Source organism: Stutzerimonas chloritidismutans, assembly GCF_020783375.1.
Classification (GTDB): Bacteria; Pseudomonadota; Gammaproteobacteria; order Pseudomonadales; family Pseudomonadaceae; genus Stutzerimonas; species Stutzerimonas kunmingensis.
In genome coordinates this window covers 4,425,717-4,439,340 of the sequence record NZ_CP086067.1, presented here as the reverse complement: position 1 = coordinate 4,439,340, position 13,624 = coordinate 4,425,717, and the positions used below count along the sequence as shown (strand labels likewise).

15 protein-coding genes are annotated in these 13,624 nt (G+C 64.3%); 6 read left to right on the top strand and 9 right to left on the bottom strand.

What is annotated here, in order from left to right; genetic code table 11:
* Positions 1–3 precede the first annotated feature (3 nt).
* A complete protein-coding gene (locus tag LLJ08_RS20825; protein ID WP_473774570.1) occupies positions 4–972 on the bottom strand; it encodes a CobW family GTP-binding protein in 969 nt (322 codons plus the stop codon).
* 88 nt (positions 973–1,060) lie between these two features.
* On the opposite strand from LLJ08_RS20825, the gene LLJ08_RS20820 reads away from it, so the two are divergent.
* Entirely contained in the window at positions 1,061–1,423 is a 363-nt protein-coding gene (locus LLJ08_RS20820) for an NADH:ubiquinone oxidoreductase (RefSeq protein WP_228207882.1), read from the top strand.
* A gap of 60 nt (positions 1,424–1,483) precedes the next feature.
* Here the strand turns inward: LLJ08_RS20820 and LLJ08_RS20815 are convergent, their stop codons facing one another.
* A complete protein-coding gene (locus LLJ08_RS20815; RefSeq protein WP_228207881.1) occupies positions 1,484–2,008 on the bottom strand; it encodes a DUF3617 domain-containing protein in 525 nt (174 codons plus the stop codon).
* 167 nt (positions 2,009–2,175) lie between these two features.
* On the opposite strand from LLJ08_RS20815, the gene LLJ08_RS20810 reads away from it, so the two are divergent.
* The 4 genes from LLJ08_RS20810 to LLJ08_RS20795 all read left to right on the top strand — a co-directional run bounded on the left by LLJ08_RS20810 (position 2,176) and on the right by LLJ08_RS20795 (position 7,521).
* Entirely contained in the window at positions 2,176–2,691 is a 516-nt protein-coding gene (locus LLJ08_RS20810) for a sigma-70 family RNA polymerase sigma factor (RefSeq protein WP_228207880.1), read from the top strand.
* Positions 2,691–3,653: a FecR domain-containing protein gene (locus tag LLJ08_RS20805; protein ID WP_228207879.1), complete on the top strand. Its 963-nt coding sequence runs from the start codon at positions 2,691–2,693 to the stop codon at positions 3,651–3,653. Before LLJ08_RS20810 ends, LLJ08_RS20805 begins: the two co-directional genes overlap by 1 nt.
* Before the next feature lie 99 nt (positions 3,654–3,752).
* Positions 3,753–6,245, top strand: a complete 2,493-nt coding sequence (locus LLJ08_RS20800; protein WP_228207878.1) for a TonB-dependent siderophore receptor — start codon at positions 3,753–3,755, stop codon at positions 6,243–6,245.
* Positions 6,246–6,315: 70 nt separating this feature from the next.
* Positions 6,316–7,521 (top strand): PepSY-associated TM helix domain-containing protein, encoded by a 1,206-nt coding sequence (locus LLJ08_RS20795; RefSeq protein ID WP_102833164.1) that lies wholly within the window; start codon positions 6,316–6,318, stop codon positions 7,519–7,521.
* Positions 7,522–7,834: 313 nt separating this feature from the next.
* Here LLJ08_RS20795 and LLJ08_RS20790 read toward each other — a convergent pair whose 3' ends face one another.
* The 5 genes from LLJ08_RS20790 to LLJ08_RS20770 are packed head-to-tail and all read right to left on the bottom strand — an operon-like array spanning position 7,835 to position 11,807.
* A complete protein-coding gene (locus LLJ08_RS20790) occupies positions 7,835–8,470 on the bottom strand; it encodes an SCO family protein (RefSeq protein ID WP_042924217.1) in 636 nt (211 codons plus the stop codon).
* A 21-nt stretch (positions 8,471–8,491) separates the two neighbouring features.
* Complete coding sequence (gene cyoE, locus LLJ08_RS20785) at positions 8,492–9,391, bottom strand: heme o synthase (RefSeq protein WP_014822215.1); 900 nt, start codon at positions 9,389–9,391, stop codon at positions 8,492–8,494.
* A 17-nt stretch (positions 9,392–9,408) separates the two neighbouring features.
* Positions 9,409–10,464 (bottom strand): COX15/CtaA family protein, encoded by a 1,056-nt coding sequence (locus tag LLJ08_RS20780; protein WP_228207877.1) that lies wholly within the window; start codon positions 10,462–10,464, stop codon positions 9,409–9,411.
* 52 nt (positions 10,465–10,516) lie between these two features.
* Positions 10,517–11,095 carry a hypothetical protein gene (locus LLJ08_RS20775; protein ID WP_228207876.1) on the bottom strand — a complete coding sequence of 193 codons (579 nt, stop codon included), beginning with the start codon at positions 11,093–11,095 and terminating at the stop codon, positions 10,517–10,519.
* The gene (locus LLJ08_RS20770) at positions 11,070–11,807 is read right to left on the bottom strand and encodes an SURF1 family protein (protein ID WP_228207875.1); all 738 of its coding nucleotides are present in this window, start codon (positions 11,805–11,807) and stop codon (positions 11,070–11,072) included. Before LLJ08_RS20770 ends, LLJ08_RS20775 begins: the two co-directional genes overlap by 26 nt.
* Positions 11,808–11,877: 70 nt before the next feature.
* On the opposite strand from LLJ08_RS20770, the gene LLJ08_RS20765 reads away from it, so the two are divergent.
* Positions 11,878–12,081 carry a twin transmembrane helix small protein gene (locus LLJ08_RS20765; RefSeq protein WP_003303658.1) on the top strand — a complete coding sequence of 68 codons (204 nt, stop codon included), beginning with the start codon at positions 11,878–11,880 and terminating at the stop codon, positions 12,079–12,081.
* Between the two features lie 4 nt (positions 12,082–12,085).
* On the opposite strand, the gene LLJ08_RS20760 is transcribed toward LLJ08_RS20765, so the two are convergent.
* Positions 12,086–12,982, bottom strand: coding sequence for a cytochrome c oxidase subunit 3 (locus tag LLJ08_RS20760; protein WP_228207874.1), 897 nt, complete (start codon positions 12,980–12,982; stop codon positions 12,086–12,088).
* Complete coding sequence (locus tag LLJ08_RS20755) at positions 12,979–13,554, bottom strand: cytochrome c oxidase assembly protein (RefSeq protein ID WP_228207873.1); 576 nt, start codon at positions 13,552–13,554, stop codon at positions 12,979–12,981. The genes LLJ08_RS20760 and LLJ08_RS20755 overlap by 4 nt, the downstream gene beginning before the upstream one ends.
* Positions 13,555–13,624: the final 70 nt, after the last annotated feature.

Below are 13,624 nucleotides of genomic sequence, written 5' to 3'. Positions count from 1 at the left end.
AGGTCATTCGTCGATAAGGCACTCGACCATGCCCTGTTGCAGTTCCGCCTGCGACTGAGGTTCGCTGAAGATCAGCTCTATCCTTGAGTCCCGCCGCCATTCGCTGCTCCTGAAGACCAACGCCTGACCGTCCAGTGCGTTGGCTGACTGCCAATTGCTGCGGCCGTGGGCCACCAGCTTGGCGCGACGCCAGGGCCAGCGCGTCAGCCATTGCGAGAGCTGGCCGAGATCGAAACGCTGGCTCGGGTGCCAGCGCCAGCCGATGCTCCACTGCTCTGCTGTCGCCTGAACCTGGCAGATCGGCTGGCGCGGATCGAGCCACACCTGCGCCAGCGTCGCCGACCCGGAGGGCAGGGTGGTCGCGCGTGTCGGTTCACTGGCGCGAGCGCCGATACCGGGAAGCTGTTCCAGGGACAGCTGGCCTTGCGTGGTCCAGTAAAGCGGCTGCCCAGACAGCTGCTCGGCCAGTCGGGTACGGCTGGGTTGGTCCAGCGTTTCGCTCTTGTTCATCAGCAGCAGGCCGGCTTGGGCCAGGGCCTGCTGCTGGCTGTCGGGCAGGGGTTCGCCGCGGCTGAGGGCGGCGGCATCCAGTACCAGTACGGTTGGCTGGACGCTCAGCACGTTCTGCCATGGCGGTTGCCTGAGCTGCCGCAGCAATTCCGCCGGGTGGCCCAGGCCGGAGGGTTCGATCAGCAAGCGGTCTGGTTCTGCCTGACGCAGCAGGCGCGCCAGGCCGACCTGGAACGGCACGCCGTTGACACAACACAGGCAGCCGCCGGGGATCTCCGCCAGGCTGATGCCGTCTGCTTCGGTCGTCAGTAACGCGGCATCCAGCCCGATCTGGCCGAACTCGTTGATCAGCACCGCCCAGCGTTCGTCGGCGGGCTTCTGATCGAGCAGATTACGGATCAGGCTGGTTTTGCCGGCGCCGAGCGGGCCGCCGATGAGATGGGTCGGGATATGTTCGAGCATGGCGGCTATGGTGCGCATTTTGCGCTGGGTCTGAAAGGGGCGGGTGGCTCATGTTAAAGTCGCCGGCGATTCTCGGAGAGGTGAAATCGTGCGGTTACCGTTCTTGCTGACAGCCCTGTGCAGCCTGCTCGTCGCTGGCGATGTGATGGCCGAAGCGTGCGTCATTAACAGCCACGACGACCGCGTGGCAGTGAAGCTTTGCCAGGCAAACATCAACATTCCCGCAGAGCTGTTCCGCACCGGCTTCTGTCAGCCGCAGCTGAAGGATCACGAGGTCGAAGTCGAGTTCGTCGATCAGTGCCCGGACGGGGCCTTCGGTGTCTGCCGCAACGCGCAGGTGTCGAACATGCCGTACCGGCAGGACATTCACTATTACGGCATCGCCAGTGATGCGCGCTTTCTCCAGCCCGCTTGCGAGCAGAACAACCAGGGCAGTTGGGAGAAGAGCTGACTCCCGCCCAGCAGCCATGGGGGTTTCACGTGGAACCCCGGCTGATTTCCCGGTTGCCTTCTACCGAGCCGGTTTCAATGCGCCGCAATCGTCCGCTATCCAGCGCGCGTGGGATTCGATTCGCGAGGTACCAGTCTCGGTGCCCTGGCGGTATTGGCTTTCCACGGTACTGACGAGCTCCTTGTCGCTGATGAAGCGCGTCTCGCCCTGTCCTCGGGCATCAGGGCACTCGAACCTGAATTTCCACAGCTTGTCGCCACGCTCGGTGATCTCCTGGGTACAGGCCGGGTCATCCTGAAAGGGCAGCTCATCGGACTCAACCTGGGCCTTGCTTAGACAGATCTGCACGCCCTTGCCGCCGAGTTTCACGCCCTGCGCGGCCAGCATCTCCTCCATCATCCGGCGCTGGTCGGGGGGCAGGTTCTCCATCTGCGCCAGCATCGCGTCCATGCCGGGCATCTGTTGGCCGTCCACCTGTATATCGCCGCTGCTGAATTCCCAGAGGCCCGGCAGAATCTGCGCATGGGCTGGCAGCAGTGTCAGGGAGAGAAGCGCGAAAGCGGCCAGACGTGGCAGTTGAGTCATGAGCGTGCCTCCGGAGATGGGTTGTCCCTTCAGCCTAGTCGAGCTTTTTTCTGCACCGTGCTCGAACGGACGTCGGTCGACAAAAGAACGCGACACAGCGATTGCCGATGGATTTGTGCTGTTGAGAAGCGTTAGCATTAGCGCTTGCAGCGCTCATGGGAGGCCGCATGGCAACTGAAGGTATGGTTCGACAGCAGATGCTGCATCGGCTCTATGCCGAGCATCACGGCTGGCTTAACGGCTGGCTGCGGCGCCAGCTGGGCTGTAATCAGCGGGCGGCCGACCTCGCGCAGGACACCTTCGTGCGGGTGATGACCAAGGATCAGGACATGGGCGCCATCCGCGAACCCAGAGCCTACCTGCATACCATCGCCAAGGGCCTGTTGATCAACCATTGGCGGCGCCGACAGATCGAGCAGGCCTATCTTGATGCGCTGGCACTGCAACCCGAGCCCGTGGCGCCATCGCCGGAATCCCAGGCGTTGATCGTCGAAACCTTGCTGCAGGTCGACGCCATGCTGGCCCAGCTGCCGGCGAAGGTGCGCAGCGCCTTTCTCATGTCGCAGCTGCAGGGCATGACCTACGCCGCAATCGCCATCGAACTCGGCGTTTCCGAGCGGATGGTGAAGAAGTACATGGCTCAGGCCATGTTGCATTGCCTGCTGCTGGTGGCGGAGGACTGATGGGCATCGATTACCGCGTGCTGCAGGAAGCGGCGAAGTGGTTTGCCGTGTTACAGTCCGGTGCGGCCAGCGCTGGCGAGCGCCAGGCCTGGAGCGCGTGGCTGGAACAGCCGGAACATGCCCGCGCGTGGGCCAAGGTCGAACGCATCAGTGGCCAGTTCCAGCCGCTGGCCGACGATGCCGTCGGGCGCACCGCCGGCGCGATGTTGCACAGCCGCCAATCGAACCGTCGCCAGGCACTGAAGGTGCTGTCCGTGCTTTGTGGCGGCGCGGCACTGAGCCTGGCCGGCGGATCGCTGCCCTGGCGACAGTGGACGGCCGATGAGCGGACCGCGGTTGGTGAGGTGCGCGATCTGCGCCTGGCTGATGGCTCGCAGCTCTGGCTGAACACCGATACCGCGGTGGATATTGCCGATGACGCGACCGCGCGCAGGCTGGCGCTTTACCACGGTGAGCTGCTGGTCGATGCCTCGCCCAGCCAAGGCGGGCGGCCGTTGCTGCTGACCAGTCGTGAAGGTCGCGTGCGCAGCGAGCAGGCCGCGCGTTTCTCGCTGCGCCAGGAAGATGGCCATACCCGCCTGAGCGTGTTCGCTGGCGTTGTGGATATCCAGCTGGACGGCTTAGGCATCACCCGTGTGGCGGCCGGGCAGCAGACCGATTTCAGTCGCCGCTACATCGCCCCCCTGTCGGCGGCCCGTGCCGAACATCAGGCCTGGGCGAGCGGCGTATTACTGGCCGACAACCAGCGCCTGGAAGATTTCCTCGTCGAACTGTCGCGCTATCGACACGGCTATCTCGGTTGCGATCCGCGTATCGCCGATCTGCGTGTGGTCGGCGCCTTTCCCCTCGGTGACACCGAGCGTGTGCTGGATGCGCTGGCGGCGACGCTGCCGGTGCGCATCGAGCGGCGCATGGCCTGGTGGGTCAGCCTCGAACCTGCCGCGACACGAGGTGGCGTGTAGTTCGTTGCGGACACGAATAAAAAATATTCGCATCTGCAGTTCCCTTTCTTCGATCTGGTTGGGCATAGGGCTAAATCCGTCACTCGAACAGGAACACCCATGCGCTCGACCGCCTTGCCGTTCATTCCCAATCGCTCCCGCGCCTTGGCGCTCGGCATTCGTGCCGCGCTGCTGTGCCTGCCGCTGGCCAGCGTCGTGCCCGGCGCTGCCATGGCGCAGTCTGCGACCCAGCAGGTGGTGCGCAGCTACGACATTCCCGCCGGCCCGCTCTCCAGCGCACTGAGCCGTTTCGCCGGTGAAGCAGGTGTGCTGCTCTCGGTGGATGGCAGCCTGCTGCAGGGCCTGGACAGCAACGGCCTGCAAGGGCAGTACGGCGTTGACGACGGTTTCGCTGCGTTGCTTCAGGGTAGCGGCCTGCACGCCGTCCGCGACAGCCAGGGCAACTACTCGCTAGCGCGCCGTAGCGCGCAGACCGATGCCGTCGAACTGCAACCGATGACCGTCGAAGGCTTCGCCCTGGGCAACGCGCTGGGTTCGATGGAAGGCTACAACGCGACCCACAGCAGCGTGGCGACCAAGACCAGTATGCCGTTAGCAGAGACTTCGCAGACCGTTTCGGTGGTCACCCGCCAGCAGATCGAGGATCAGGGTTCACGCTCGATCGCTCAGGCGGTGCGCTATACGCCGGGACTGATGAGTACGCCGTACGGTGCGACGACGCGCTACGACTATGTCGCCATGCGCGGCATCACCGATGGCTCGGTGGACAACCTTTACCTCGACGGTCAGAAGCTGCTGGGCGACAGCGGCACTTACAGCAGTCTGCAGGTCGATCCGTACTTCATCGAGCGCATCGACATCCTCAAGGGACCGTCCTCGGTGCTCTATGGCCGCAGCCTGCCCGGGGGGCTGGTGGCGATGACCAGCAAGAAGCCGCAGAAGGAAGCTAGCCGCCAGCTGCAGTTCTCCTACGGCAGCAATGATTACAAGCAGGCAGCGTTCGACTTCACCGGGCCTCTGGATGACGAGCGCATCAGTTATCGATTGGTCGGCGTGGCCAAGGATGCCGACAACCAGGTCGATGGAATCGAGGAGCAACGCTTTGCGGTGATGCCCTCGGTGAGCATCGACTTCACCGAAGACACCCGCCTGACCTTGCTGGCGATGCTGCAACGCGATCCGGAGAGCGGCTACCACGGCGGATTACCGGCCGATGGCACGGTGACGTCGCGCAACGGTCAGCGCATCTCGCGCAGCTTCTTCGAGGGCGATGAGGACTACGAGAAGTTCGAGCGCGACCAGCAGATGATCGGCTATCAGCTCGAGCATCGTTTCAACGATGTCGTTTCGGCGCGGCAGAACTTCCAGTACCTGGACTCCACCGTGGACTCGGGGCAGGTTTATCAGTACGGCTACGTGGCCCCAGGTTCCGATGAACTGGTGCGCTACTACACCGGGGCCGACGAAGCGCTGCACGCCTGGACCATCGACAACCAGTTGCAGTTCCTCTTCGATACCGGCGCACTCAGCCATACTCTGGTGACCGGCCTCGACTACCAGCGGCGCAAGGCCAAGGTGGTTTACGACGCAGCCTACGGCCTGCCCTCGGTCAATCCCTACACCGGTGCCGTAGGTGCGGGCAGCCCGGTGTTCTACCACCAGTACGACGAAACCCGTGAGCTGGAGCAGACAGGCCTCTATGTGCAGGACCTGATCAGCCTCGGCAACTGGCGCTTCTCGCTGGGTGTTCGCCAGGATTGGGTAGACGTCTCGTTCGATCACACCAACGATGCGAGCTACGGCGATCAGTCCGATAGCGCCAAGCTCGAGCAATTCACTGGTCGCGTTGGTGTGCTCTATGCCTTTGATAACGGCCTGTCGCCCTACGCCAGCTACTCCGAGTCGTTCAATCCCAACGCCACTGCGGCCTATAACGCGAATGGCAGCGGCGGCTTCGACATCACACTGCTTGATCCGACTGAAGGCGAACAGTACGAGGTGGGCCTGAAGTATCAGCCGCTGGGCACCGATGATCTCTACACCATCTCCTACTTCGACTTGAAGCAATCCAACCTGGCGAACAAGGATTCCAACGAGAACTTCTACCGCGCGGTTGGCGAGCTCACTTCCAAGGGCCTGGAAGTCGAAGCTCGTCTGCGGCCGCTGGAACAGGTCAATGTCATCGCCAGCTATACCTACATGGACGTCGAGTATTCCAAGGACTTCACCGGTGCTGCCGGCGTCAACAATCGCGGCAACACGCCCAACGCGGTGGCGCGCAACATGGCCTCGCTGTGGACCGACTACACCTTCGACCGAGGGCCGTTGGCCGGGCTGCAGGTTGGCGGTGGCGCACGCTACTTCGGCAAGAGCTGGGCTGACGCGGAGAACACCCTGCGCATTCCGTCCTACACGCTGTACGACGCCATGCTTGGTTATGACCTGTCTCGCGTCGGGCTGCAGGGTGTCGGCGTGCGTCTGAACCTGAACAACCTCACCGATGAGAAGTACGTCGCCGCGTGCAACAGCCTGAGCCAGTGCTACTACGGCGAGGAGCGCAATGTCATGGCTACCGTGACCTACGACTTCTGATCAACGCTGAACTGCCGCCGGCCCCACAGGGCCGGCGGCTTTGTGCTTTCTGAAGGACGGACAACCGACGATGCGTTCCATTCTCGTGCTCCTGCACCGCTACATCGGCCTGGCCACGGCGATCTTCCTGTTTCTCGCCGGCATTACCGGCAGCATCCTGGCCTTCCATCACGAGCTGGACGAATGGCTCAACCCGGAGTTCTACCACACCACCAGCGAGGGCCCGGTGCTGGCGCCGGGAACGTTGGTGGAACGCGTCGAGCAGGCCAACCCGCGCATGCAGGTCTGGTACATGGAGTTTCCCAGTGAGCCCGGTCACGCCGCTTTGATGGCGCTGGTGCCGCGTAACGATCCGGCAACTGGCAAGCCGTATGGCGAGCGCCCGGTGGTGCAGTACGTCGATGCGGTGAGCGGCGACCCGGTGGGCACGCGCTACTGGGGCGAATGCTGCTTCTCGCGCAAGAACTTCGTGCCCTTCATCCTCGAGTTTCACTACAACCTGTCGCTGCCGGGCAACTGGGGGCTGTGGTTGATGGGTATCGTGGCGATCGCCTGGGTGATCGATTGCTTCGTCTCGCTGGTGCTGACCTTTCCTCGTGGCCGGCCGTTCTTTTCCAAGTGGTGGACGTCCTGGAAGATCAAGCGCCAGCGCATGAACCACGACGTACACCGCGCAGGCGGCCTGTGGCTGTGGCTGCTGCTCACGCCGGTGGCGGTCAGTAGCGTGGCGATGAACCTGCCGGAGCAGGTGTTCAAGCCGGTGGTATCGCTGTTCTCGCCCGTTGAGCCGAGCGTCTACGAGGCCCGCGGGCGGATGCCGGCTGAGCAGTTGGGCACCACCGCTTACGACTTCCACCAGGCGTACGACTACGCCATGCAGCACGCCGCCGAACTCGGCCTGAGCGAGGCAATCACCGAGCTGTACTACAGCTTCGAATACAACTTCTACGGCGCCGGCTTCGGCGAGCACGACAGCAACCAGGGCAACGCCTGGCTGTTCTTCCACGGCACCGACGGTCGTCTGCTGGGGCAGGAGATTCCCGGCCAGGGCACGCTGGGGCAGCAGTTTCATCTGCTGCAGCCGGCGATCCATGGCGGGCGCATCCTCGGCCTACCAGGGCGCATCCTCATCGCCGTTCTGGGCGTGGCGATCGCGGTGTTGTCGGTCACCGGTGTGGTGATCTGGTGGCGCAAGCGACGAGCACGCATCAGCGCGGTGCTGCGTGAACCTCGCAGGGGAAGCGCGGCGTCGGTAAGTTCGGTCGGTGAGCCATGATGGCCATGAGGTGAAGCGTCCCCTCAACCCTATGCTGGGCGCCCCAGCCGTCCCCCCGGAGGGGGCGAGGGGGTGGATCGCAGAGGTATGTGAGTATTACGGCAGTGTTTGATGATTGTGCAGCCAAAGATGGTTGCTGCGCCGTGCTGACGTCCGAAGCGTGCCGCCTCTGGGCCGGGTGTTGATTCGCCAGAGCCTGCGCCATCATCGAACAGTCCCCTCGCCCCTTGGGGAGAGGGCTAGAGGGGGCGGGCTTCCAGGCCCAGCGCCAGCTATGGTCGGTACACCGCGAGCGCCAACAGGCTCGCTTTCCTCACTCCGCCTGCTTGACCAGCTCAGGCAACTGCTCGGCCAGTTTCTGCACCCGCAAAGGCGAGCGGATAAAGCCCTGCTGCCGACCATCCGGGCCGATCAGGACCAGGTTGCCGCTGTGGTCGACGGTGTAGTTTTCCTTGCTGGTATCGCCGGGTATGAAGGGAATGCCGACGCCGTTGGCTAGGGTCTGGATGTCGTCCAGCGGGCCGGTAAGCCCCTGGAAACCGGCGTTGAAGTAGCCGAGGTATTCCTTGAGTTTTTCCGGCGTGTCGCGATTCGGATCGACGCTGACGAGGATGATGCGCAGCTGGTCGCGCACGGCGTCCGGCAGCATGCCGTTGAGTTGGCGCAGTTCGGCCAGGGTAGTGGGGCAGATGTCCGGGCAGAAGGTGTAGCCGAAGAACAGCAGCGTCCACTGCCCGTCCAGTTCGTTCAGTTTCACCGCTTCGCCGTCCTGGTCCGTCAGGCTCAGCGACGGCACCGTGCGGCTCTGCGGCAGCACGACGATGCCGGCATCCAGCAACTGCGTGGGGTCGAGCTGGCGCTGGCTGTTGAGCACCTTGGAAACCGTCAGCCCGACGACCAGCGCGATCAGCGCCACGAGAATGAAGACGGTTTTCTGGATGCGGGTCATGGATGTCCTTTGGGCGACTATCTAGAAATCGAGCAGCAGATAATGATCAACCAGCAGCGCGATGAACAGCGCGAACAGGTACCAGATGCTGAATTTGAAGGTCTTGATTGCCGCATGTGGCCGGCTGTCGCGGTACAGCGCGATCGTCCAGTAGAGGAAGCGTGCACCCAGCAACGCTGCGGCGGCGAGGTACAGCGGGCCGCTCATGTGAATGGCGAACGGCATGAAGCTGACCGCCAGCAGCATCACCGTGTAGAGCAGGATATGCACCTTGGTGTAGTGCACGCCGTGGGTCACCGGCAGCATCGGCACGTTGACCTTGGCGTACTCGTCCTTGCGGTGAATCGCCAGCGCCCAGAAGTGCGGCGGCGTCCAGGCGAAGATGATCAGCACCAGCAGTAGCGGTTCGGCGGTGACCTGGCCGGTCACCGCGACCCAGCCGAGCAGCGGCGGTGCGGCGCCGGCGAGTCCGCCGATGACGATGTTCTGCGGCGTGGCGCGTTTGAGAAAGCCGGTATAGATCACCGCATAGCCGATCAGCGAGGCCAGGGTCAGCCAGGCGGCGAGGGCATTGGTGAAGGTCAGCAGCAGGGCCAGCCCGCTGACGCCGAGGACGAAGGCGAAGGTCAGTGCCGCCGCTGGCGAGACCCGGCCTTCGGCCAGGGGGCGTTTGTGGGTGCGGGCCATCACCGAATCGATCTGCCGGTCCACCACATGGTTCACCGCCGCCGCGCCACCGGCACACAGGGCGATGCCCAGATTGCCGAACAGCAGCACCGTCCAGGGCACGCCGGCGCGGGTGGCGAGGAACATGCCCACCAGCGAGGTGATGAGCATCAGCAGCACCACCTTCGGCTTGGTCAGCTCCAGGTAGTCGCGCCAGCTGGCCTGGGCGCTGCGTTCGCTGAGTAGAGTCGCCATGGGGGTTCTCCTTGTGGTCATGCGCGGGGCAGATCGAGCTGCCCCGTCGTGTTCGAAATCGATGCTGGCTCGGTTTGCCGGGCGGCATGTGCAGGCTCGCGCAGCCGGTAATTGACCAGCACCAGCACCAGCAGCAGCGCGGCACCGCCGCCGTTGTGCGCTACGGCGACCGTCAGCGGCAAGTTGAGCAGCACGTTGCTGATGCCCAGCCCGACCTGCAGCGCCAGCGCGGCGATGAGCAACCCGGCCAGCCGGCCGAGGCCGCGGCGTATGAGCATGGCAGCGAGCAAGAGCAACACCAGCGTCACGCACAGCGCGCCGATGCGGTGGGTAAGGTGGATGGCCGTGCGCGCCTCGCCATAGAGCAGGCCGCCGAGGTAATTCGGGCCGATGTCGTGGTGGGCCAGGTTGAAGGCGTTGGCGAAGTCCATCCGCGGCCACCATTCGCCATGGCAGGTGGGGAAGTCGGTGCAGGCGACGGCCGCATAGTTGCTGCTGACCCAGCCGCCGAGGGCGATCTGGGCGATCACCGCGAGTATGGCGATGCCGGCGAATTTGCGCAGACGACCGTCGATGGCTGGCAACGGAGCAAAGGCGCCGGACAGACGCAGGCACAGCAGGAACAGCAGGCTGAGGGTGGTGAAGCCGCCGAGCAGGTGCGCGGTAACCACCTGCGGCCAGAGCTGCAGGGTTACCGTCCACATGCCGAAGATTGCCTGGGCGATGACCACCGCGAGCAGCAGCAGCGGCAACTTCACTGGCTGCCCGGGTTGGCCGCGACGGCGTACCGCCTGCGCCGCCATGGCGAGAATCACCAGCCCCAGCGCGCCGGCGAAATAGCGATGGATCATCTCGTTCCAGCCCTTGGTCACTTCCAGTGGCGCCTCGGGAAAGCGCAGCGCGGCGAGGTTCTGCTTTTGCTCGCTCATGGGCACGGCGAGAAAACCGTAGCAGCCTGGCCAGTCAGGGCAGCCGAGGCCGGCGTGGGTCAACCGCGTATAGGCACCGAGCAGCACGACCACCACCGCCAGCAGCGTGGCGATCAGGGCGAGGCGGTATCCGGGTTTGGCCATCGGTTTCTCCTTGGGCGGCCAGTTTGGGACCCCAGCGAAGCGGCAGAGTGCGTCAGCCGATCTGCGAGATCTTCAGCAGGTATTTCAGGTCATCGAGGATTGCCTTGCCGTCGGCTTCGGCGTCGTATCGCAGCACCAGGTTGCCGTGCGGATCGACGATCCAAAGCTGCGGCGTGGCCGGTGCTTCGGGGTTGCGGGCATACACGCCGGCGTCGAGGCCATGGCGTTGCAATTGCGGATACTCGCGACGCAGGCGTTGCTCGTAGGCCTCGTCCAGAGCGGTGGCGCTGGCCAGGGCGTGGCTGGCGCGGGCGGCTTCGCGAGCCAGGCCGATATTGATCTGGCGGGCCAGGTAGACCAGCTGCTGGCACTGCGTTTCGCAGCCCTGCGGGGCGGTGACCAGCAGCTCCCAGCGCCGTTCGGAGTCGGCTGCAGTCACGCCGATGGCTGCGCGGTCCTGACCGTTGGCGATCAGCACGCCGTCGTAGCTGCGGGTCTGTGGAACCCAGAAGCCGAAGCGATACATCGCCGACGCCAGTAGCATCGGGCCGAGTACCACGGTGATTATCAGCAGCAGTTGCAGCCGGCCACGACCGCGCTTCGGCTCACGGCCGGCAAGGGTTGGATTCATCGTTGTCACTGTGCTTCTCCCGTGCCTGATGCACGCCGAAGTAGATGAACAGCGCCAGCAGGGCGGCTGCCATGGCAAACCACTGCACGGCGTAGCCCAGATGCTGCGACGGGCGCATGCTGGTGATCGCCCAATCGGCGCGGTAGGCGCTGGGGCCGGGCTCCAGACGCAATTCATGGATCACGCCTTCGCGGCCGGCCTGCTGCCACATCGCCTCGATGTCGACGTGGTTGATCAGGCGCGGCCAGCCCTCGGCCGTGCGGTGGCTGAAGATGAACGGCTTTCCTGGCGGTACGTAGACCCAGGCTGCGAGCTTCAAAGACTGCGCTGGTGTGTCGAAGGCCGGCGGCACGCGGCGATCGGGCCAGGGAATCCAGCCGCGGTTGACCATTACCCAACGGTCGCTGAGCTCGTCATGAAAGGGCTGCAGCAGCTCTACGCCAACCTGGCCGTCACGGGTGCGGCTGTCGAGCAGGAAGCTGTGCTCGGCATCGAAACGACCCTGCAGATGCACGCGGGAAAAGGCCGGCTGGGCGCTGCTTTCGATCTGCTCCGGTGACAGCGGCGCAGCTTGCTGCCTCGCCTCCTGGCGTGCCAGCAGATCGCGCTTTTGTTCGCCGCGCTCCAACTGCCAGAAGCCCAGCCAGACCAGTACCGGCAGCATGGCCAGCACCAGCAGGGTAGGCAGCAGCCCCGGCCTGAAGCTGCTCATGCCCGGCAGCCTGATGTGTCGATACGGCTGGCTATACTCCACCCCCAATACCCCTGTCGTGGAATCGCTCATGCTCAAGGCGGCGATCGTTCTGTTGTTAGTGGCCACGCTGGTCAGTCTGTTCAGTGGGTTGTTCTTCCTGGTCAGGGACGAGGGCCGCACCTCCCGCGTGATCACGGCCCTGTTCATCCGGGTCAGCCTCAGCGCACTGACCGTTGCGCTGATCGGCTGGGGTTTCTATACGGGGCAGCTGCGCCCCGCCTTTGGTTTCTGATTCGCTAGATCACATAGACGAAGACGAACAGCGCGATCCACACCACGTCGACGAAGTGCCAGTACCAGGCCGCTGCCTCGAAACCGAAGTGCTGTTCCGGGCTGAAATGCCCGCGCAGGATGCGCACCAGCATCACCGTGAGGATGATCGCGCCCATGGTCACGTGGGCGCCGTGAAAGCCGGTGAGCATGAAGAAGGTTGCGCCATAGATGCCCGAGCCCAGGGTCAGCCCCAGTTCGGTGTAGGCATGCACGTACTCCTCGATCTGCAGGACCAGGAACGCGGCGCCGAGCAGCACGGTCAGCGCCAGGCCGATATTCAGGTGCTGGCGATTGTTCTTGCGCAGCGCGTGGTGCGCCCAGGTCAAGGTGAAGCTGGAGCTGACCAGCAGGATGGTGTTGATCAGCGGCAGGCCCCAGGCACTGATGGTGCCTTCCGGTGCCGGATAGAGCTTGGGATCTGGGGTGTTGAGCAGTGGCCAGGTGTATTCGAAGTTGGGCCAGAGCATGTTGCTGATGCCCTTGTCGCCTTCGCCGGCCAGCCAGGGGCCGGCCCAGTAGCGGATGTAGAACAGCGCGCCGAAGAAGGCGAGGAAGAACATCACCTCCGAGAAGATGAACCAGCTCATGCCCCAGCGGAACGAGCGGTCCATCTGTGCGCTGTACAGCCCGGCGCGGCTTTCCTTCACCACGGCGCCGAACCAGCCGAACATCATGTAGGCGATCAGCAGCGCGCCGACGAAGAAGATCATCGGCCCGCTGGACTCGTCACGCCCGGCTTTCAGGTCGTTGAACCAGCTGCCCAGGCCGTAGAAGGTGACCAGCAGGGCGATTGTGGCGATGATCGGCCATTTGCTCTGATCAGGAACGTAATACTGCTCGTGGGTGGTCTGTTGGCTCATTGCAGACTCTCCTTGGCCGGGGCCGATGTGGCGTTGACGGCCACCGGCGGCTGGCGGGACGTGATGTCGAACAGCGTGTAGGCAAGGGTCAGGTTGTGCACGTCGGCGGGCAGGTCGCGATCGACGATGAAGCGCACCGGCATTTCGATGCGCTCGCCCGGTTGCAAGACCTGCTGGGTGAAGCAGAAGCATTCGGTCTTGTGGAAGTAGGCCGCCGCCCGCGACGGCGAGACGCTGGGGATCGCCTGGGCGGTCATCGGCTTGTCGGTCGGGTTGTAGGCGACGAAACGAATCTCCTGGCTGGCGCCCGGGTGCACGCTGAGCTGGTCAGCCAGCGGGCCGAACTCCCAGCGCATGCCGGCCGCGTTGGTGGCGAGGAACTGCACCCGCACGGCCCGCGCCGCGTCGGCGCTCTGCGAGCCGGTGTAGGCGCCGGCGGTCTTGCCGTTGATGCCGAACGCCTGGCACATGACGTCGTAGATCGGCACCAGCAAGAAGCCGAAACCGAACATGCCGGCCACGACGAACAGCAGGCGGCGGACCAGGCGCCGGGTGGGCAGGGACTCGTTCATGAGAGCCTCCCCGTTTGGTGGGAGCGGGCCTTTTCGCGGTCGACCTGGCAGACCCGTCCGGGCCTGCCAG